Raw genomic sequence first — 21,601 nt, forward strand, 5'->3', positions numbered from 1 at the left:
GTTTCTTCATACTCAAAACTAAACGGCAGGATCACAGCCTCTTACTTATACTTATTCACAAAATCCAATGTCTGCTGGTAACAATTTTGCGATTCTTTTAACGTGTAATCAAATTGGTATTCATGAGTAATCTCTTTTTTGTATCTGTATAAAACAAGGATTGCACGGGTACTTTTAATTCTGTCAATCGGTTTTCTAATGCTTGACCTTGTTCTTGGAATGAGTAAGCATTTCCGTCAGTTATATACGTTGGCGGAAATTCCTTAGAAACATGGTCAGCCACACTGGCTTCTTTCAATTGCTCACTCGTTTTCCAATCTTTTGTTCCAATCAACGACCACGCAACGGTTTTGACGAAAAACTTCATAAATCGATCATCCGAATGCTGCTGTGCTGTTAGCTTCAAATCAACAGGTCCGCAATAAGAAATGGTTCCTTTCAGACTATCTTTTGGAAGTAGCTGTTTGATTTTCATTTGTTTAGCATACGCGTCATTCGTTTGTATAGCTGCATATTGCAATGCGATTTGTGAACCTGCACTATCTCCACCAAAAAATAATTGTTCCATGTCTAGCAATTTGTCGTCTTTTTCTTCAGCTAATAAATCTTTGATCAGTTCATTCACTTGAAGAACTTGATTAGGGTATTCTGAATCAGGCGCTAATTCATAATTCATCGCAACCACTGCGATGTTGGCGTCTGAAACTAATTTTGTCGCAAATTCTTTGACACCCGATTTATCTCCGCCGACGAATCCTCCACCATGTACCCAAAATAGAACAGGAACAGGCCCCTTGCTGTTTTTTGGATAGTAGATGTCATAAGTATTCTCTTTATATTTGGACTCATACGTCAAATCTGTTTTTTTCGTCACGTTTTTTTCTGCTTGATCGAACGTTTTTTTATCAGTGATTTGAACAGTATTTGAAAACATATGGTTGATCAAGAATGCTCCAGGTCTGGGGGAAAGCTGGAAGGCAAGAAAGATTGCAAACGCGATCCCAAGAATGATTCCGAAGAACCATCCGATAAATTTAAGAATTTTCTTTTTCATAAGGCTCCCTCAGTAGTTAGTATTAAGCATTCTGATTATACCATAGTGTTATTTCCTATCAAGCTCTCCTAGATGATTTAATGATTTTCCCCAAACTTCTTCTGCAATGCTTTTGACAAAAGAAATTTTTTCCATTGTTCTTCAAACAAAACATTTTCTTCTTCTGTTGAAGCAAATCCACATTGAGGACTCAAGCACAAACGATCCAAAGGCAGATATCGTGTCGCTTCGTAGATCCGGTTAATCACTTGCTGGTGCTCTTCCATTTCGCCATTTTTCGTTACAGTCAAAATCTAAGACAACTAATTTATCTTCAGAGACTTTCTCTAAAAGAACAAAGCTCCCAGCACGTTCACTATCGTATTCTAAATAGTAGGCACGGACATTTTCTTGAGTAAAATAATGGGTCTGCTACGTCGTCATAACCCCCTGATGCCGCCCAAATCGAATAATAATTTCCGCGTCAAATATGTATATTTAGTGTTGAATCATTTGAGAATATGAAAATAAAAATCTTTTTGATCAATCAGTTAATCAAATTGAAATAACGAAAAATCTGAGACAGAATGACGTTCATTCTGACCCAGATTTGATTTTGCACAACTCATCAGTCCTTATTGGCAAATCGCCAAAATAATGTAGACTAACTAAAAAGACTAAGAAACAATAACAAAAGTTAACGCTTCTTAGTCTTTCTTTAGCACGTCTATTTATTAAAGATTTTAGGGCCTTTTCTCATGTTTTTACGATCATTCTTAGGTGTTTCCATTTGTTTGGATCGGCCTCCACCTTGTTTCTTTTTGATCAATTCTTTCATTTTTTCTTTTTGGTCCATTTTTATTCTCCTTTAACGAATGAAGCGACTAATTCGATATGATGGGTTTGCGGGAAAAGATCTACAGGCTGAACTTTCTTCACAACATAACCTGCTTCTGCAAATAACTTAGCATCTCTTGCAAAAGTTGCTGGATTACAAGAGATATAGACGATTCGTTCTGGTGACATTTCGATTGCTGATTCAATAAAATGATGATCTAATCCTTTACGTGGAGGGTCTACTACGATCACAGATGGTTTGACCCCTTTTTCTTGCCATTTTTTCATGACTTTTTCTGCTTTTCCGACTTCATAATGAACATTTTCGATTTTATTATTTAAGGCATTGAACTGTGCATCTTCAATTGCTTCTGGAATAACTTCCATCCCATATACCTTATCTACTCTGTCAGCTAGAGACAATCCGATTGTACCTATTCCTGAATAAGCATCGATCACAATGTCTTTTTTATCCAACTCGGCAAATTCGATGGCTGTTTGGTACAAATACTCTGCTTGTTGAGTATTTACTTGATAAAATGACTTCGCTGAGATTCGATAGGTTTTTCCTAATAGCTGATCTTCGATATAGTCTCTGCCATATAAAACTTTTTCTTTGTCTCCTAAAATCACATTTGTTTTTTCTTCATTGATATTTTGGATGACCGAAACCACTTCTGGCAATTCTTCATGAATGGCTTCAGCAATTTCCTTGGATTTAAAGAATTTTTCTTTACGAGTAACTAAAACGACCATCATTTCATGGGAATAATGACCACGACGGATAATGATGTGACGAAGCTGTCCTTCATTTTTTTCTTCATTATATCCTCGTACTTGGAACCGTTGCAAGATATCTCTGACTACTTTGATTGCTTGATCGATGACAGGATCTTGGATATAAAAATCTTCGATAGGGACTAGATCATGACTATTCTTTTTGTAAAAACCGGTGGCTAACTGTCCATCGATACGGCGAACAGGGATCTGTGCTTTATTACGGTAGCCGAATGGTTCTGCCATTCCGACCGTTGGAAGTACAGGAACTTCTGGCATCTTAGCAATCTTCGCCATTACATGCTCTACTTGTTTTTGTTTGAAGACAAGCTGTTGTTCGTACTTCAAATGGGCTAAAGGTGCGTTACCTGTGCGAAGTAATGCATTGTTTTCTACAGGCTGACGATCAGGTGATTGTGTAATAAATGTTTCGACTTTTCCATATCCAAACTTATTGCCTGCTTTTACTACTAGTATTTCTACTTCTTCTCCAGGGAGTGCATTTTCGATAAATAATGGATAACCATCGATTTTTGCTACCCCCATTCCTTCATAACTCAAGTCGACGATTTCGACTGTATATCGTTCGTTTTTCTTTACTATTTGCTGTTCTGTCATATTTTGCTCCTTTAAGCCTATTTTTCAATACTACTGAACTCTACTATAAATCAGCTAATTACACAACTAAAACCGGCACTGACCTTACTACGTTCAGCACCGGCTTTTGATTAATTCTTTTGATTAGGTGTTTCGTCTGCTATTTTTCCGTCACCGTCGATATCTTCATCCGTTAAACGTTCGACTTCTTTTACAAATTCTTTGCTAACAACCTCTAATTCTTCTTCATCTGTGCCTGTGATTGCTTCATCAGGAATCTGATCGGTATTGGCAAAGAACTCAATATGCTGATGAAGATTTTGGAAATGCATCGGTGCTTCCCCACCATATTCACCATCTAAGTTGATCATTACTGGTCGATTGATATCATCTTCTGTTTCGACGAACAAACTGCTTGTTTTGGTATAGATTACTCTTGGATCATCGACATGTCGACCGCCATTTAGCATGAGTGCCGCAATATGCAAGATCTCAAAGATATTTGCTGTCTTCACAATGATTAAAGAAAACTTCCCATCATCCAATTTGGCATCTGGCGCGATCTGTTCGAATCCTCCAACAGAGTTCGTCAGCCCTAGGAAAAACATCGAAGCATTTCCGATATATTCCCCTTCATCATACTTCAAGCGCATTTTGATGGGCTTTACTCGAGGGAGCATCTCTGCTCCTTTTGCAAGATAAGCAAGATAACCAAAAATACTCTTTAGTTCTGATGGAACTTCATAAGTCAATTCTGTCAAATAGCCACCTGCAGCGATATTGATGAAGTAACTGTTATCAGAAAGGCCGATGTCCATTTTTACGGTTTGGTGTTTTTTTATCACTTCTGCTGCTGCTTTAATATTATCTCTAGGAATTTTTAATGCTCGAGCATAGTCGTTCGTTGTACCAGCTGGGATGATGGCCATTTTAGGACGGTGTTCAAGCGGAGCGATTCCATTAACCACTTCGTTGATTGTGCCATCGCCACCAGCTGCCACTACTAGATCAAAACCTAGTTCTGCGACTCTACGTGCTTCATTCTTGGCTGAATCTGGTTCTGGTGTAGTTGCATAGGCGCTGGCTTCAAATCCTGCTTCTTCTAATGCCTGTAGGATATCCGCCAAATTTTTTTTCAATAATTCTTTTCCCGAGGTGGGGTTATAAATTACGCGTGCTTTTTTCATTTTCAGCCTCTATCGTTTCGCTAATTCATCTTTAAGTAGCTTATTCACGACACCAGGATTTGCTTGTCCTTTAGTTGCTTTCATGATTTGACCGACTAGGAAGCCAACCGCACGATCTTTTCCATTTTTGAAATCATCGACAGATTGTTGGTTGTTATCCAAAATTTCATTAATGATTGGAAGAAGTTTGCTAGGATCAGATAATTGTACCCAACCATTTTTCTCAACAACTTCTTGCGCTTCTCCGCCATTTGTGATCAATTCACGGAAGACTTTTTTGGCGATTTTTGAGCTGATCGTTCCATCGGCGATCAAACGAATCATTCCTGCTAAGTTCTCAGGTGTCAATTTTGTCTCAGCTAATTCCAGTTTCTCACTGTTCAAGTAAGCAGAAACTTCACCCATCAACCAGTTAGATGCTTGCTTGGCATCTGCACCATTTTCCAAAACAGCTTCAAAAAAATCAGACATTTCTTTTGTAAGTGTCAATACCATTGCGTCATACTCTGGAAGTCCAAACTCACGGATATAGCGTTCGCGACGAGAAGCTGGCATCTCAGGCAAACTAGCTTTTACTTTTTGAATCCATTCGTCATCGATCACGAATTTCGGGATATCAGGCTCTGGGAAGTAACGATAATCACTAGACCCTTCTTTGACACGCATCAAAACTGTTTTATTCGTTGTTTCGTCAAAACGGCGTGTTTCTTGTTGGATTTCTCCTCCTGAAAGAAGGACTTTTGCTTGACGTTTTTCTTCAAAAGCTAAACCTTTTTTCACGAAAGATAAAGAGTTCAAGTTTTTCAATTCTGCTTTCGTACCGAACTCTTCTTGTCCATAAGGGCGAAGAGAAATATTGGCATCACAGCGCATAGAGCCTTCTTCCATTTTCACATCGCTGACTTCTGTAAATTGGATAATTGATCGCAATGCTTCTAGATAAGCGTATGCTTCTTCTGGTGAACGCATATCAGCTTCAGAAACGATTTCGATCAAAGGCGTGCCTTGTCGGTTCAAATCAACGTAAGAATAACCGCCAATACCATGCATGTTTTTTCCAGCATCTTCTTCTAAATGGACACGTTCGATCCGGATTTTTTTCTTTTTACCTTCTACTTCGATTTCGATCCATCCGTCATGACCGATTGGTTGATCAAATTGGGAAATTTGATATGCTTTTGGATTATCTGGGTAAAAGTAATTTTTCCGGTCAAAATGAGTATCTTTAGAGATTTCACAGTTTAATGCCAAAGCTGCTTTCATCCCGAATTCCAGCGCAGCTTTATTCATTACTGGCAGCACGCCTGGATAACCCCAGTCGATCACGTTTGTATTGCTGTTTGGTTCTGCACCAAAATGAGCTGGCGCTGGAGAGAAAATTTTTGAGTTGGTTTTTAACTCGACGTGGACTTCTAGTCCAATGACTGTTTCAAAATTCATTCGTCTTTCCCTCCTAAAATAGCTGGTTGTTGTGTGTGGAATTCTGTTGCTTGTTCAAACGCATATGCCGCTTGATACATCGTTTTTTCATCAAAATAATTACCGATGATCTGCAATCCAACTGGTAATCCTTCTGATAAACCTGCCGGTACAGACATACCTGGAAGTCCAGCCAAGTTGACAGGGATCGTTAAGATGTCACTCATGTACATTGTGATTGGATCGTTAATGTTCTCACCGATTCCGAATGCAACTGTTGGTGAAGATGGCCCGATGATCAAGTCATAATCTGCAAAGACTTTTTCAAAATCTCGTTTGATCAATGTACGGACTTGTCCTGCTTTTTTGAAGTAAGCGTCATAATAACCCGCACTTAAGGAGAATGTACCTAACATGATACGGCGTTTTACTTCTTCACCGAATCCTTCTGAACGTGAGTTGACATATACATCATCTAATGATTTCACATTTTCAGAGCGATAACCGTAGCGGATACCATCGAATCGTTGCAAGTTGGAACTTGCTTCTGATGAGGCAATGATATAATAAACAGCCACACCGTATTTTGAATGAGGCAAGCTGACTTCTTCCACAACAGCACCTAATGAACGGAATGTTTCTGCTGCTTTCAATACAGCTTCTTTTACGCCAGGGGCCACACCTTCGCCTAAGTATTCTTTAGGTAAAGCAATCTTCATTCCTTTGATGTCGCCTGTCAGTCCCTCTGCAAAATTAGGAACTGAAACGCCTGAAGAAGTACCGTCTTTTTCGTCATAACCGCTGATAGCTGTCAATGCTAATGCATTATCTTTCACCGTACGGGTCATTGGTCCAATTTGGTCAAGAGATGAAGCAAAGGCAATCAAACCAAAACGTGAGACACGGCCATAAGTAGGTTTCATCCCTACGATGCCGTTAAAAGCTGCTGGTTGGCGGATACTTCCCCCAGTATCACTACCTAAAGAAACTGGAATTTGTCCAGCTGCAACTGCTGCTGCAGAACCACCAGAAGAGCCACCAGGTACTTTTGTTGGGTCCCAAGCATTTTTTGTTTTCTTGAAATAAGAAGTTTCTGTACTTCCACCCATAGCAAATTCATCCATGTTTAGCTTACCAACAGGGATCATATCTGCTTGATAGATTTTATCCATGACCGTTGCATCATAAATTGGTTCAAAATTGTAAAGGATCTTAGATGCAGCGGTTGTCAAGATATCTTTTGTTACGATATTATCCTTGATACCAATTGGAATACCAGCAAGGACGTTGCTTTCATCAATCCCTTTTTCATCTAAAGCTTTTGCCTGTTCCAATGCTTTTTCTTCGTTCAATGTAATGAATGCTTCGACCTCAGGCTCTGTTTCTTTGATTCGTTCAAATGTTGCTTTTGTCAAATCTTGTACAGTGATTTCTTTCGATACAAGCATATGATGCAGTTCTTCTAGAGAACGATTGTGTAATTCTGTCATTATGCGCCAGCCTCCCCATTATCGATGATTGCGGGTACTTTGATAAAGCCGTCTTCTGTTTCCGGCACATTTTTCAATAATTCATCGCGGTTCCATCCAGCTTGCGCCCGATCTTGTCGCATCACGTTTACTGTTTCAACCACATTCGACGTAAATGGAACACCTTCTGTATCTACTTCTTCCAGCATTTCAACCATATCGATGATTTTACCTAATTGGTCGGTAAAACTTGCAAGTTCTTCATCTGCGAACGCAAGTTTTGCTAATTTGGCAACGTGTTTCACTTGTTCTTCACTAATCGCCATACTACCCCTTCTTTCTAAACGAGTTAAAAACTTTGCTCTCTATTTTAACACAAGAGTGCCGTGTCTGAAATTGTTTATTGAAATTTGTCTGAAAAAACTCATTTTTCATTCTTCTACTGAGCGACTTTTAGCCAATGCATCTGCCATTTGATCTTCTGTCCAAACTTCGATTCCTAATTCTTGTGCTTTGGTCAGCTTGCTGCCAGCATCTTCTCCTGCTACCACGATATCCGTTTTTTTCGATACGCTACCAGTCACTTTCCCGCCAAGATTTTCGATCGTCTCTTTTGCTTCTTCACGAGTAAATCGTGTTAGTTTACCAGTAAGGACTACTGTTTTTTCTTTAAAAGGAGACTCGACTTCTTGCAATTGGGCATTTCGAAGCCCTTTATATTCGAAATTGACGCCTGCTTGTTTTAATTCATTCATCAATTCATGGACTTCTTCGTTACTGAAATAAGTGACTACACTGTCGGCAATGATATCACCGATCGTATCAAGCGCAATAATCGACTCATAGTCACTTTTACTCAATGTTTCTAGATCACCGAAATGTTCTGCTAAAATTTTTGCTGCTTTCGCTCCGACATGTCGGATTCCTAACCCGAAAATCAACCGCTCGACCGAATTATCTTTGCTGTTGTCGATTGCTGTCAAAATATTATTTGCTGATTTTTCTTTTATTTTGTCCAACGTCAATAACTCTTCTTCTGTCAATTTGTAAAGATCAGCAACATCTGCTACTAGTTTTTTATCATACATCTGTTCTAGTACGCGCGGCCCCAACCCATCGATATTCATCGCATTTCTTGAAACAAAGTGGTTCAAACCTTCTTTCATTTGAGCAGGGCATTTAGGATTGATGCACCGTAAGGCTACTTCTTCATCCAAATGGACAAGTTCACTTCCACAAACTGGACAATGTGTAGGCAATTGGTATTCTTCGCTGTCTTTAGGTCGTTTATCTAACACGACTTGCGAAACTTCTGGGATGATGTCTCCCGCTTTATAAATCAGAACTGTATCTTTCAAGCGGATATCCTTCAACTTAATATAATCACCGTTATGCAGGCTGGCACGGCTTACTGTCGTTCCTGCTACTCGGACTGGTGTCATGATAGCTGTTGGCGTTACTACCCCTGTTCGACCGACTGTCCATTCGATGTTTTCGATTAGCGTTTCAACTTCTTCTGGCGGAAACTTGTAAGCTGCTGCCCATCTCGGTGCTTTGACAGTAAAACCAAGTTGATCTTGTAGCGAGAATTCATTCACTTTGATGACGATTCCATCGATTTCATAGGGCAAATCCACACGTTTGTCATGATATTCTTCAATGTATGACCACACTTCATCAATCGAATGACATAGACGTTTTTCCCGATTCGTGTGGAATCCAATTTTTTCTAGCTCTTCTAGCGCATCATACTGGGTTTTTGCTTGCATAGGACCGAAATCAGCTACTGTGTATAAAAAAGTGTCCAGATTTCTTTTCGCTGTGATTTTAGAATCTAACTGACGCAAAGAACCAGCTGCGGCGTTCCGAGGATTCGCAAAGATATCTTTTCCCTCTGCTTCTCTGTCTTGGTTCAATTGGACAAATGACCGTTTTGGCATGAAACATTCGCCTCTTACTTCGATGTTCATTGGTTCTTTTAATTTGATTGGGACCGACCGGACAGTTTTTAGGTTTTCAGTGATGTTTTCTCCTACAGTTCCATCCCCGCGAGTCGCACCTCTCACGAAATTTCCATCTTCATAACGCAAAGAAACGGAAAGTCCATCTATTTTTAGTTCACAGCAATAGTCAACTACACGTCCCACTGCTTTTTGTACACGTTGATCAAAAGCTATCAGCTCTTCTTTGCTGAAAACGTCGTTCAAACTGTAAAGCGGAATATCATGAGTGACTTTTTCAAAACCTTCTAATACTTTTCCGCCTACTCGTTGAGTGGGAGAATCAGACGTGATCAAATCAGGATATTGTTCCTCGATTGCTACTAATTCTGCGTATTCTTTATCATAAACATAGTCTTCCACTGTTGGTTTATCTTCTACGTAGTATTCGCGAGACCATTGGTTCAGTCTTGTACGAAGTTCTTCTGCTCGTTTAGCAGCTTCGTCAATCGTCATTTCATGTTCCATCATTTACCCTCCACTACTAAGCTTTTTCAATTGGCGCAAAGGCAGCCAAAAGACGTTTTACTCCTTGACTTGGGAAAGCCACATCTAGTTCTAGATCCTTCGACGTCCCGCTTACTCGGACGACTGTTCCTAGACCCCATTTTTTGTGTTTGACTTTATCTCCAGGTTTCCAGCTGTTATTTTCCCCTCCAGTAGCACTTTTAGAGGGAACAACCGCTGTCTCTGGCTGTTTATAGCTATATGCTGTTTTTTTAGCGAATACAGGTGTTTTTTTAGGCGTAGGACGCATGCCTTCGATTTCCAGTAACTCCTGATCGATTTCTTCTACAAAACGAGAAGGTCGGTTATATTGCGTCCGTCCATATAATGTTCTGGAGAAAGCATTTGTTAAATACAACGCTTCTTCTGCTCGCGTGATCCCCACATATGCGAGACGGCGTTCTTCTTCCAGTTCGCTTTCTTCCATCAATGCTCGAGATAAAGGAAAAACCCCCTCTTCTAGACCAATCAGGAATACAACTGGGAATTCTAATCCTTTGGCTGCATGCAAAGTCATCAATGTCACTTGGGAAGCATCTTCTTCTAAATTGTCAATGTCGGAAACAAGTGCCAGATCATTTAAGAAGACCGTTAGTTTTTCTTCTGGTGCATCAGCGTCTTCTTCATTTTGCTGTTCGAATTGTTTGTCAAATTCTTGTGTGACCGTTAAAAATTCCTCCAAGTTTTCGATGCGTGCTTGTGCTTCTAATGTATTTTGGATTTTTAAGTCTTCTAGATATCCGCTACGATCCAAAACCTCTTTCGTCAATTCTGTCACTGTCAAGTATGGGATCATCTGAGTGACTTCTTGGATCATCTCTCCAAATGCACCTAATTGCTGTCCTGCTTTTCCACCGATATTTGCCAGATCCACATTTTGCGCTGCTTCAAGCAGTGGCCATTCATGAAGAGAAGCAAAACTGCGTAGTTTTTCGATAGATCCTGGTCCGATGCCTCGTTTGGGCGAATTAACGATACGCTCAAAACTGATTGAATCTTGAGGATTTGCCAGCACATTCAAATACGCTAAAATATCTTTGATTTCTTTACGATCGTAGAACTTGTGCCCTCCAACCATTTTATAAGGAATATTTGCTTTCAACAGAGTTTCTTCCATTACCCGAGATTGTGCGTTCGTCCGGTACAAGATGGCAAAGTCGCCGTAATTCCGATGATTGCTTCGAATCTCTTCTTGCATCCGGTCTACGATAAAACGGGTTTCGTCTCGTTCATTATCTGCACGGTAGTAAGTGATCTTGTTTCCTTCTTTGTTTTCTGTCCACAAGTTTTTTGGTTTTCGATTGCTATTGTTTTCAATGACTTGGTTTGCTGCGCTAAGGATGTTTTTCGTGGAGCGATAGTTTTGTTCTAGCAAAATTACTGCAGCATCTGGATAATCTTTTTCAAAATCCAAGATGTTCTGCATATCTGCACCGCGCCAGCCGTAAATACTTTGATCTGCATCTCCCACGACGCACAGGTTCCTAAATCTACCTGCCAATAAATTGACTAGCGTATACTGTGCGTGATTTGTATCTTGGTACTCATCTACATGAATATAATGGAATTTGTTTTGATAATATGTGAGTGAATCAGGATGTTCTTCAAATAATCGAATCGTATTCATGATCAGGTCGTCAAAGTCCATACATTGATTATATTGAAGCTCTTTTTGGTAAGCAGCATAACATTTTGCCGCAATCTCTTCGTAATAACTGCCTTGCATTTTTGCAAAATCCTGAGGGGTCTGCAGGCTGTTTTTTGCTTGAGAGATTGTTCCTAATATACTTCGAGGATCATATTTTTTCGGATCAATGTTCAGTTCTTTTAGTATCCGTTTCATCAAGGTCAGCTGTTCAGAAGAATCGATGATTGTAAAGTTCCGGTTATACCCGATAAAATCAACATCTCTTCTTAAAATACGCACACACATCGAGTGAAAAGTCGATACCCAGACATCTTCGCCTCCAGATGCGAGAATCGCATTGACACGTTCTTTCATTTCTTTTGCAGCCTTATTGGTAAAAGTAATCGCTAGGATGTTCCAAGGATTGACTTCTTTTTCCTCAATCAAATAGGCAATGCGGTGTGTCAGCACTCTCGTCTTTCCACTTCCTGCACCTGCCATTAGCAGTAATGGTCCGTCAGTGTGAAGAACAGCTTCTTTCTGACGGGGGTTCATCCCGTTTAATAATTCAGCTTTGGATGACATTAACAACATCCTTTCTTTTATCAATCTTGTTAATTATAGCATTTTCTTGGCTTTCATTAAACTAGCTAGTTCAAAATCATTTGTTTCTTTTTATGGATTTTTCCTTGTCAATTCGTTGATTTCGCGCTAAATTAAAAGAAAGCGAGGCGTTTGAATGGAAAAAAAAGGAAAAATCAAGAAATTAGATAAGACTCAGATATATTTTATTCTAAAAGGAATATTTGTTGGACTGCTGACAGGAATCGTCGTTAGCCTGTTTCGATTATCTATCGAAAAGCTAAGCGATTTAGTTCGAAGTATCTATGAAATGAGTCGGGAACAGCCGATTTACTTAATTGGCCTAGCTATTTGCTGCATCCTTGCAGCATTTTTCGTGGGTTATCTGGTCAAAAATGAACCGGATATCAAGGGAAGCGGGATTCCACAAGTAGAGGGACAGCTTCGCGGGGAATTATCAATGAACTGGTTCCCTGTTTTATGGAAAAAGTTCATTGGCGGTGTACTTTCAGTTGGTGCGGGCCTTTTTCTAGGTAGAGAAGGACCTTCTATACAGCTTGGCGCATCCATTGGACAAGGAGCTGGACAATTGTTTCGGAGTCCATCTTCAGAAGAAAAGATTTTAATTTCTAGCGGTGCAAGTAGCGGACTTGCAGCAGCATTCAATGCTCCTATCGCAGGATTACTCTTTGTTTTAGAAGAAATCCATCACTCCTTTTCTCCACTTGTTTGGCTGACATCATTTGCTTCAGCAATCACTGCTAACTTCGTCTCTCTTTACTTTTTCGGCTTGAGACCTGTTTTATATCTAGGTGATCTTCCTTCTTTGCCGTTGAAATATTATGGTTCCTTAGTGATCTTAGGAGTACTTCTAGGCGTCTTAGGTTTTATTTATCAGAAGGTCTTGCTGGCTTTGCCAAAATTTTACAACCGATTGCCTTTACCAGCTTATTTTCACGGGTTCGTTCCTTTCTTGCTGATTTTGCCAATTGGTTATTTATGGCCTAGTACTCTAGGCGGAGGCAATCAAATCGTTTTAGCTTTTGGACATGCTTCCTTACCAATCATTATGATTATCGGTTTGTTTGTTCTTCGATTCGTTTTTTCCATGATTTCTTACGGTGGTGGTCTTCCAGGGGGGATTTTCCTTCCGATATTGACATTGGGGGCTTTAATCGGTAGCTTTTATGGAAACATTATGGTTGATTTCGGGATGGATCCAATCTACATCAAGGATTTTGTCGTTATTGCCATGGCTGGTTATTTCACAGCGATTGGAAAAGCACCGCTGACAGCAATTATTTTAGTGACAGAAATGGTTGGCTCTCTTAATCATCTGATGCCTTTAGGATTGGCTGCTCTTGTTGCTTATATCGTCAATGACCTTCTCGGCGGTAATCCAATTTACGAATCATTATTGGAACGTCTACTTGGAAATACTCAGACCGCCTCACTAAAAGGTGCAAGGACAACTTTTGATTTTCCAGTAACGGCAGAGAGTTCTTTAGACGGTTTAATGGTACGAGACTTCAATTGGCCTAAAAATATGCTGCTAATCTCTATACGCAGAGGAAATCAGGAAATCTTGACTCACGGTGATACGATCATGAATGTAGGAGATATTTTGGTTATCTTGACTGATGAAGCAAACTTGCCAAGAATCAAGCAGGAAATCGAGGCTAAATCTTCTATCACAAATTTGAAGCAATCATTTTAACGAACATGGAAAAACTATTTTACAACAACTATTCATCTACACTACTTGATTCTATATGATTCTATAAAAAAAGAAGAGGCTGGGAAAACCCAGCCTCTTCTTTTTTATTTCTATGCTTCTGCTGCTGCAGGAGCTTTTCTCAATAACCCATAAATCACACCAGATACGACTGCTCCGATAGCAATAAACACCAAATACATGACCGGGTGACTCAGTAAGAATACAACGAAAATCCCGCCGTGAGGAGCCAGTAATTTGATCCCGAAAGCTCCGACTAATCCGCCAGTTAAAGCAGAACCAATAATAAAACTTGGAATGGCACGAATCGGGTCAGCAGCTGCAAATGGAATCGATCCTTCCGTGACAAACGATAGTCCCATCACGATGTTCGTCAAACCAGCATCTTGATCTGTTTTGCTGAATTTATTCTTAAACAAACGTGTAGCAACGAAAATTGCCAATGGAGGTACCATTCCTCCAGCCATAACAGAAGCCATCACGACACTTCCGCCAGTTGCAACAGTCGTAGCTAAAGTTGCTGTACCAAACACATAAGCGGCTTTGTTGATTGGACCGCCCAAGTCTGCAGCCATCATTCCAGCTAATAATGCACCAAGTAAAGCAGCATTCGAACCACTCATACTTGTCAAGAAACCGTTCAATGCATCATTGATTGCTTTCATAGGAACATTGACCAGCAACATCAAGAAACCAGTAATCAGTAATCCAAACACTGGATAAAAGAGGATCGTTTTGATTCCATCCAATGATTTTGGTAAGTTCTTGAATAATTTACGTAAAAATACGATGACATAACCAGCTAAGAATCCACCAATCAGTGCACCTAAGAATCCTGCACCGCCTGTATTAGCTAATGCACCAGCAGCAAATCCAACGATCAAACCAGGGCGGTCACCGATACTTGAAGCAATAAATCCTGCTAATACCGGCAGCATGAAACCAAATGCAGCTTGTCCGATTTGGTTGAACCAGCTAGCAGCTTGATTGTAATTCCCTAGATTTGATAATTGATCATGTGGCACGCCAATAAATTGGTCGATCATGAAAGAAAGCGCAATAGCGATTCCTCCACCAATAACGAAAGGTAACATGTGTGATACGCCGTTCATCAAATCTTTGTAGATTCTTTGTCCGATAGTACCATCCGCATTTCCTTCTTCTGAACTGCTTTCTTTTCCATCACCATGGAATACTGGTGCAGTACCACTAAGGGCTAGATTGATCAACTCTTCTGGTTTACGGATACCATCACTGACAGGACGATTGATCAGTTCTTTTCCGTCAAAGCGATTCATCTCTACTTTTTTGTCTGCTGCAACGATTACACCTTCTGCACGGGCGATGTCTTCAGCAGTCAATCGGTTTTTGATTCCTTCTGAACCGTTCGTTTCGACTTTGATCTCCACACCCATTTCTTTCGCTTTTTTCTTCAAAGCATCTTCTGCCATGTAAGTGTGAGCGATCCCTGTTGGACAAGCTGTAACGGCAACAACGAATTTTCTTTCTGGATGAGCAGAAGCTTCTGCAGCTTGTGTTTCTTGTTCTGCTTTTTCTTCTGCTTCTTTTTGCTCTTCAGCTGTTTGGAACAAGTCTTGGACTTCTTCTGGTGTATTTGCTTCTTTTAATTTTCCTACGAAATCTGCATCAATCAGCAATCGAGATAGTGCTGCTAATGCTTGCAAATGTGTGTCGTTTGCGCCTTCTGGAGCTGCGATCATGAAAAACAGATAAGTTGGCTGTCCATCTAAGGCTTCATAATCTACTCCTTTTTGGCTTTTTGCGAATAAAACTGTTGCTTCTTTAACTGCACTATTTTTCGCGTGAGGCATGGCGATTCCATCACCAAGACCTGTAGAAGTTTGTGCTTCACGGGCTAGAATTCCTTCTTTATATGTGTCGATATCGGAAATCCGGCCGGCATCAAACATTTTTTGGACCATTTCATCGATTGCGCCTTTTTTATCAGTCGCTTGCAAATCCATGATCATCGCTTCTTTGACCATTAAATCCTTGATATTCATGATTATCCTCCTTGAAACTAATCAATTTTTGTGATTTCAACTTCTGGCAGCAACTCATCAATCAATTCGCGAGCTGCCAAGTCATCAGAAAAAGCTGTTGCGCTTCCGCAAGCAACTCCCCATTTAAAGGCTTCGATTGGATCTTTCGTACGGCTGTAAGCCCCAATAAAGCCGGCAATCATTGAATCCCCTGCACCTACTGAATTTTTCAATGGGCGAACTAATACATTCGTTTTATAAGTTCCTTGTTCCGTGAAGAGCAAAGCACCGTCTCCAGCCATTGAGATCAGCACATTCTGTGCCCCTTCAGCTAGCAATTTTTTACCATACGGAATGATTTCTTCTACAGATTGAAAGGTTGTATTGTAAAGCTCAGCTAATTCGTGATTGTTTGGTTTGATCAACAATGGTTTCTTAACAAGTGCATTTTTTAGGTCATCACCTGTTGTATCAATCACGAAATCTGCACCTTTTTCTCGAATGATATCAATCAGTTCTTGATAAAATCCTTTTCGCAGGCTAGCCGGCGCGCTTCCTGACAATACGACGATATCTCCTTGTCCTACTGTTCCTAATGCTTGCTTCAACTCATCGATTTCTTCATCTGAAATAGATGGGCCCAAACCGTTAATTTCAGTTTCAGTATCTGATTTTAGTTTGATATTGATTCTTGTATCTTCTTTTACGGTTGTGAACAAAGACTGGATTTGTTCTTTTTCAAGCCACTTCGAAATAAATTCGCCAGTGAACCCTCCTAAAAACCCTAGTGCTGTAGATTGAGAATCGATCCGTTTCAAAATACGGGAAACATTGATCCCTTTTCCTCCAGGTAACTTGAAGTCTTCCTTCATTCGGTTCAAATCGCCTAGTTTTAACCCATCTACGCGTACGATATAATCAATTGATGGATTAAGTGTTACTGTGTAAATCATTGTATTGCCTCCTTAATTGTTGTCTTTTCACGGAATTCATTAACGAATTCTAATGGACAACGCTCGGTTATGATCGTGGCTGCTTCCAAAGGTGCAACAGAGGTGAACGACAACTGGTTGAATTTGGTATGATCAATCAATACAAATGTCTCTTCGGAATTTTTCATGGCTAAACGTTTAACAGCTGCCTCTTCTGGATCCGGAGTCGTGAATCCTTGTTCAAGATGGGCACCGTTCATTCCCATAAATGCTTTATTAAAATGAAAATTTTTTAGTTGTTCTATCGCATTAGATCCTAAAACAGCATTAGTTGCCAGCTTTATCGTTCCACCTAAAATAATGGTAGCAAGCTCCAAATCAACTAAATTTGCCGCATGTTGAACGGAATTTGTCACTACTGTGATCTGTTTTCCTTGCAGAAAAGGAATCATTTCTAACGTAGTAGAGCCAGCGTCTAAATAAATGACATCTTCGTCATTAATGGTTTCAGCTGCCGATTTGGCGATTTGCTGTTTTTCGTGAACGTTTTTGAGTGATTTTTCACTCATATTCTGCTCAAAATTCAATAATTGCTCTTTCTTAGCTCCGCCATGAACTCTTTCTAGAAACCCGCTATTCTCCAGCTCTTGTAAATCACGTCTTATCGTTGATTCAGAAGCATTCAAAAGGTTTACAAGATCTTGTGATTTCACGATTTTCTGCTGTTCAAGCAAGTCTAGGATTTTTTGTCTGCGTTCCTCTGTAAGCATTTTCACGATCACCTCAATACAAATAATAGCATATTTTTTTTCTACTCGCAATATAAATCAGTCAAAAACATTCATAAAAATTATAAATCAGTCAAAAAAAATAAAAAACCAGTCAAAAAGACTGGTTTTTTATTTTTTTGTCTATCATCAAACCGTTTTATCGTTTTTTATTTTCGCTTCTTGTTTTTTTCATATAAACAGAAGCAGGTTTTCTTTCCTTATGAAGAAGATAATAATAAAGTCCCATACCGCCAAACATGACCAAAAAACCGATGACTGATCGAATAGGAAAATTAGGAACAAAAAAGAGACAGACGGATAATAATGATGCCGGAACCATTATTCGATAATAGAGTTGTTTATCCATTTTCTTCACCTCATATTTTTTGTAAAGTAATCAATTGTTCTAATTCTCGGTAATCTAAAAATTGCACACGCAGATGCTGCTCACCTTTCTTGACATCGAATTGGATATTTCGCCGCTTTTTCTTTATTCGTTTGAAGGTAACATCAGAGAGTCTATGTTTGACTTCCTTTAACGGTAATTCTGACAGGGATTCTGAAGGAACATAGATTCTTAAGGATAAAAGATACTCTTGATATTTTTCATCTGTTACCTCTACTTCTAGATATTCCCTAATATAATAACAATAAGCTTCGATTCCATTATCCAAAGCAACAGTCGGATCGATAACTTTATAGCACATCATGCGCGAGCGATTCTCGTCAACCCAAGGAAAATACGCCTGAGCATTTAGTGTTCCGCGAACACGTCTTTCTTTATAATCTCCTTGTTGAATATCATAACTTTTTGTCACAAAAAATGAAGCATTCTTTTTAGGAACAGGTTGCATTTGTGCATTCTGATACTGGACAGATTGGATCGTATGGTCAGTGTAAATGTATTCAACGAATGGCGGTTTCAATAAACCGACACCATTGTCCCAAGCAAGATGATCGAACCCAAGCTGGTCCCTAAAATAGGATTGAAACATTTGATTGTTTGGCTTTTGCCAGTTAAAGGGGTCTCGATAAAGCTGGATACATATGACTTCGTTTTCTAATTCCTTCACTTTTTCTACTTGTTGGATGTCGAGAAAAATCGGTTTAGGGATGATTTGATGATAATAGCGACTATAATACATTTCCCAACACGAAGTGAAACATAAACCTTGGTAAAAAAGATCGTATCCTGGAAATTGGTTGCAATCGACTACTACTTCCCCGTTTTGTTGTTTCATTTTAGGTAAATGTTTGATTTCATCCTTTTTCTCAAACAATAGCCGTTGAGAGATCTGTTTTGTATTGTGATAGATAAACTCGCTATAAGCTCGCATATAGGCGAACACCCCATGAGCAATCATTTTTTTCTGAATGAAGTCTCGAATCAAAAATTGCTTTTCTTTGAAAACAGAGATAGACAATACATTTTTTATCAACAATTTATTATCTTCCAAGCGAAAACTACATTCGTTCTCGTCATTTCCTACAACTAACCAACTTTCGTCTCTTACCGATGCTAGCATTATTTTTTCTTGAAGCTTTCGAAGATCATACGGATCCGCTTGTTGTGTGAAAGAGCGGATAAATGTTGGCTGGATCAACAGACGTGTCAAAATAGCCCAATCGCTTATTTCCTGTTTTTTTTCTTCTTCATTTAAGTCTGTGAGCTGGATAGTCATCAATAATTTATCTTCGCCAATCATTTTCTCACCTCTTTCAAATATTTTTATAATTTAATTATAACCAATGATAAAGAAAAACTAAAACTTTATGTCTTAGAAACCAATTTGGACGATTACATGATAGACTAAGTAAAAAGAAACAAAGAGGTGTTTACAATGGGGTTGAAATTTGAACGTACAGATAATTTAGATAAACTTTTCGAATCATTTGCTGTCGATCCGGAAAAAACAGTTGCACCAAAAGAAGAGATCGATCGATTTCTAAAACCACAGCCACAAAATGAAAAGAAAAAAAACAAGAAACAAAAGTAAGTTAAGCTCAAAAAAAGACTTACCAGCCAAACTTTTATGAAAGAGTTTGACTGGTAAGTCTTTTTTATTCTTTTTATGATTCAATTGCTTGTTCGATTGCTGCCCACGCTTCTTCTTTTCCCTGTTTTGTAACGGAAGAAAAGAGAATAAACGTGTCATTGCGATCAAAATCCAACGCTTTTTTGATTTCGCTCTCATGCTTGTTCCATTTACCACGAGGGATCTTATCTGCCTTAGTGGCAACAACAATTACAGGGATATCATAATACTTCAAAAATTGATACATCTGGATATCTTCTTGAGAAGGCTTATGACGCAAATCTACTAAAGAAACGACCGCACGTAGCTGGTCTCTAGTCGTTAAATATGTCTCGATCATCTTTCCCCATTTTGCTCGCTCAGTTTTGGATACTTTTGCATACCCATATCCCGGAACATCGACAAAATGTAATGCGTTCTCGATCAAATAAAAATTCAATGTCTGGGTCTTTCCTGGCTTACCGGAAGTACGGGCTAAATTCTTTCGATCAATCAATGTGTTGATAAAAGAAGATTTCCCTACATTTGATCGTCCTGCCAGAGCTATTTCTGGCAATTGTGTATCTGGATATTGTTTTGGTGCCACTGCACTTATGATAATTTCAGCTTGATGGACTTTCATGGTCTCTCTCCTTAACAAGGTGATGAATAAAGCAAGCGGCTGTCGCAAAAGCCAAAATGACTTTTACGGCAGCCTCTTTTCATCAACCCGCTTTTTTCTCTGAATCTTTATAGATTACTGTTGGCTCACCAGACAATTCAGCTGCTTCTTTTGTGATAATCACTTTTTCGATGTTTTCATTTGAAGGGATATCAAACATCACATCCATCATGATTTCTTCAATGATGGAACGAAGTCCTCGAGCACCGGTATTGCGTTCGATTGCTTTTTTCGCAATGGCTCTCAACGCTTCAGGTTCGAATTCAAGTTCGGTATTATCTAGAGAAAGAAGTTTTTGATATTGTTTGACTAGCGCATTTTTCGGCTCAGTCAAGATCCGTACCAGATCATCTGTTGTCAATTTCTCTAAAGCTGCCATAACAGGTAATCGTCCGATAAACTCAGGGATCAATCCGAATTTTAGTAAATCTTCAGGAATGATATGCTGCATGACACTTTCGTCTTCAGAAAGTTTTTGGTTTTGTGTACCAAATCCAATCGTCTTTTCGCCCATACGATTCTTCACAATCGTTTCGATGCCATCAAATGCACCACCTACGATGAACAATATGTTCGTCGTATCAATCTGAATAAATTCTTGATGTGGATGTTTACGTCCTCCCTGAGGTGGCACGCTTGCAACAGTTCCTTCTAGAATTTTCAGCAAGGCTTGTTGGACACCTTCGCCGGAAACGTCACGAGTAATAGATACATTTTCGCTTTTACGCGCAATTTTATCGATCTCATCAATATAGATGATCCCTTTTTCTGCACGTTCCACATTGTAATCAGCAGATTGAAGCAATTTAAGCAAAATGTTTTCTACATCTTCCCCCACATAACCAGCTTCTGTCAAACTTGTCGCATCTGCGATTGCAAAAGGTACATTCAATGTTTTTGCTAATGTTTGTGCTAAAAATGTTTTACCAGACCCTGTAGGTCCGATCAAGCAGATATTGCTTTTTTGCAGTTCAACATCATCTGTGTTTTCTTGTGCTTGCTGATTGACACGTTTATAGTGATTGTATACGGCAACAGCTAACGAGCGTTTTGCGCGATCTTGTCCAATCACGTAGTTATTCAATACTTCAAGAATTTCTAGTGGTTTAGGGACTTCAGTGAATTCGCGTACAGCTTCTTCATAAAATTCTTCATCAATGATTTCTTTACATAGGTCGATACATTCATTACAGATGTAGACCCCTGGACCAGCTACGATCTTTTTCACTTCTTCTTGGGTTTTCCCGCAAAAAGAACAGCGTACGGTCTCATTGCTACTTGGATTGTCATACATGGTCTTCACCCCTTAACTTGCAAAAAGTATGCAAGAAACTATCAAAGACTTTACAGTCTTTTACTATCATAACATAGTTTAGTAAAAAGAAAAAGTGTTTAACAAAGGATCAACTGACCTATACCTTTGCATTTT

18 protein-coding genes and 1 pseudogene are annotated in these 21,601 nt (G+C 39.3%); 2 read left to right on the forward strand and 17 right to left on the reverse strand.

Annotation, left to right across the window (positions count from 1 at the left end; genetic code table 11):
- Positions 1–41 precede the first annotated feature (41 nt).
- The 10 genes and pseudogenes from RG571_RS08915 to pcrA all read right to left on the reverse strand — a co-directional run bounded on the left by RG571_RS08915 (position 42) and on the right by pcrA (position 12,038).
- Positions 42–1,054: pseudogene (locus tag RG571_RS08915) on the reverse strand (alpha/beta hydrolase).
- Positions 1,055–1,131: 77 nt separating this feature from the next.
- Positions 1,132–1,320 carry a methionine synthase gene (locus RG571_RS08920; RefSeq protein ID WP_033627847.1) on the reverse strand — a complete coding sequence of 63 codons (189 nt, stop codon included), beginning with the start codon at positions 1,318–1,320 and terminating at the stop codon, positions 1,132–1,134.
- 440 nt (positions 1,321–1,760) lie between these two features.
- Positions 1,761–1,889: a 30S ribosomal protein S9 gene (locus RG571_RS08925; RefSeq protein WP_002295229.1), complete on the reverse strand. Its 129-nt coding sequence runs from the start codon at positions 1,887–1,889 to the stop codon at positions 1,761–1,763.
- A 2-nt stretch (positions 1,890–1,891) separates the two neighbouring features.
- The gene (gene rlmD / locus RG571_RS08930) at positions 1,892–3,265 is read right to left on the reverse strand and encodes a 23S rRNA (uracil(1939)-C(5))-methyltransferase RlmD (RefSeq protein ID WP_002338793.1); all 1,374 of its coding nucleotides are present in this window, start codon (positions 3,263–3,265) and stop codon (positions 1,892–1,894) included.
- A gap of 110 nt (positions 3,266–3,375) precedes the next feature.
- Complete coding sequence (locus RG571_RS08935; protein ID WP_002295235.1) at positions 3,376–4,431, reverse strand: diacylglycerol kinase; 1,056 nt, start codon at positions 4,429–4,431, stop codon at positions 3,376–3,378.
- Between the two features lie 9 nt (positions 4,432–4,440).
- Positions 4,441–5,871 (reverse strand): Asp-tRNA(Asn)/Glu-tRNA(Gln) amidotransferase subunit GatB, encoded by a 1,431-nt coding sequence (gatB, locus tag RG571_RS08940; RefSeq protein ID WP_002297526.1) that lies wholly within the window; start codon positions 5,869–5,871, stop codon positions 4,441–4,443.
- The gene (gene gatA / locus RG571_RS08945; protein ID WP_002295237.1) at positions 5,868–7,340 is read right to left on the reverse strand and encodes an Asp-tRNA(Asn)/Glu-tRNA(Gln) amidotransferase subunit GatA; all 1,473 of its coding nucleotides are present in this window, start codon (positions 7,338–7,340) and stop codon (positions 5,868–5,870) included. Before gatA ends, gatB begins: the two co-directional genes overlap by 4 nt.
- Positions 7,340–7,645, reverse strand: a complete 306-nt coding sequence (gene gatC, locus RG571_RS08950; protein WP_002288477.1) for an Asp-tRNA(Asn)/Glu-tRNA(Gln) amidotransferase subunit GatC — start codon at positions 7,643–7,645, stop codon at positions 7,340–7,342. Before gatC ends, gatA begins: the two co-directional genes overlap by 1 nt.
- A gap of 105 nt (positions 7,646–7,750) precedes the next feature.
- A complete protein-coding gene (gene ligA, locus RG571_RS08955) occupies positions 7,751–9,787 on the reverse strand; it encodes an NAD-dependent DNA ligase LigA (RefSeq protein ID WP_002323115.1) in 2,037 nt (678 codons plus the stop codon).
- Between the two features lie 16 nt (positions 9,788–9,803).
- A complete protein-coding gene (pcrA, locus tag RG571_RS08960; RefSeq protein WP_002319708.1) occupies positions 9,804–12,038 on the reverse strand; it encodes a DNA helicase PcrA in 2,235 nt (744 codons plus the stop codon).
- A gap of 154 nt (positions 12,039–12,192) precedes the next feature.
- Here pcrA and RG571_RS08965 point away from each other — a divergent pair, with 154 nt between their 5' ends.
- A complete protein-coding gene (locus tag RG571_RS08965; RefSeq protein WP_131774473.1) occupies positions 12,193–13,752 on the forward strand; it encodes a ClC family H(+)/Cl(-) exchange transporter in 1,560 nt (519 codons plus the stop codon).
- Positions 13,753–13,862: 110 nt separating this feature from the next.
- On the opposite strand, the gene RG571_RS08970 is transcribed toward RG571_RS08965, so the two are convergent.
- From RG571_RS08970 to RG571_RS08990, 5 genes are all read right to left on the reverse strand, one after another.
- Entirely contained in the window at positions 13,863–15,794 is a 1,932-nt protein-coding gene (locus RG571_RS08970; RefSeq protein WP_002331438.1) for a fructose-specific PTS transporter subunit EIIC, read from the reverse strand.
- Positions 15,795–15,811: 17 nt separating this feature from the next.
- Positions 15,812–16,726 carry a 1-phosphofructokinase gene (pfkB, locus tag RG571_RS08975; protein ID WP_002288484.1) on the reverse strand — a complete coding sequence of 305 codons (915 nt, stop codon included), beginning with the start codon at positions 16,724–16,726 and terminating at the stop codon, positions 15,812–15,814.
- Entirely contained in the window at positions 16,723–17,475 is a 753-nt protein-coding gene (locus tag RG571_RS08980) for a DeoR/GlpR family DNA-binding transcription regulator (protein ID WP_002288485.1), read from the reverse strand. Before RG571_RS08980 ends, pfkB begins: the two co-directional genes overlap by 4 nt.
- 157 nt (positions 17,476–17,632) lie before the next feature.
- A complete protein-coding gene (locus tag RG571_RS08985; protein WP_002294422.1) occupies positions 17,633–17,842 on the reverse strand; it encodes a hypothetical protein in 210 nt (69 codons plus the stop codon).
- A 10-nt stretch (positions 17,843–17,852) separates the two neighbouring features.
- Positions 17,853–19,181 (reverse strand): hypothetical protein, encoded by a 1,329-nt coding sequence (locus RG571_RS08990; RefSeq protein ID WP_308947647.1) that lies wholly within the window; start codon positions 19,179–19,181, stop codon positions 17,853–17,855.
- A gap of 135 nt (positions 19,182–19,316) precedes the next feature.
- On the opposite strand from RG571_RS08990, the gene RG571_RS08995 reads away from it, so the two are divergent.
- On the forward strand, positions 19,317–19,472 hold the full coding sequence (locus tag RG571_RS08995; protein ID WP_002338796.1) for an SPJ_0845 family protein: 156 nt from the start codon (positions 19,317–19,319) through the stop codon (positions 19,470–19,472).
- A gap of 73 nt (positions 19,473–19,545) precedes the next feature.
- Here RG571_RS08995 and yihA read toward each other — a convergent pair whose 3' ends face one another.
- Together yihA and clpX are read right to left on the reverse strand one after the other, a co-directional pair.
- Positions 19,546–20,133, reverse strand: coding sequence for a ribosome biogenesis GTP-binding protein YihA/YsxC (gene yihA / locus RG571_RS09000; RefSeq protein WP_002288491.1), 588 nt, complete (start codon positions 20,131–20,133; stop codon positions 19,546–19,548).
- 82 nt (positions 20,134–20,215) lie between these two features.
- Positions 20,216–21,466 carry an ATP-dependent Clp protease ATP-binding subunit ClpX gene (clpX, locus tag RG571_RS09005; protein WP_002294425.1) on the reverse strand — a complete coding sequence of 417 codons (1,251 nt, stop codon included), beginning with the start codon at positions 21,464–21,466 and terminating at the stop codon, positions 20,216–20,218.
- Positions 21,467–21,601 lie beyond the last annotated feature (135 nt).

It is taken from the genome of Enterococcus sp. FR204 (assembly GCF_031143325.1).
Taxonomy (GTDB): Bacteria; Bacillota; Bacilli; order Lactobacillales; family Enterococcaceae; genus Enterococcus_B; species Enterococcus_B faecium.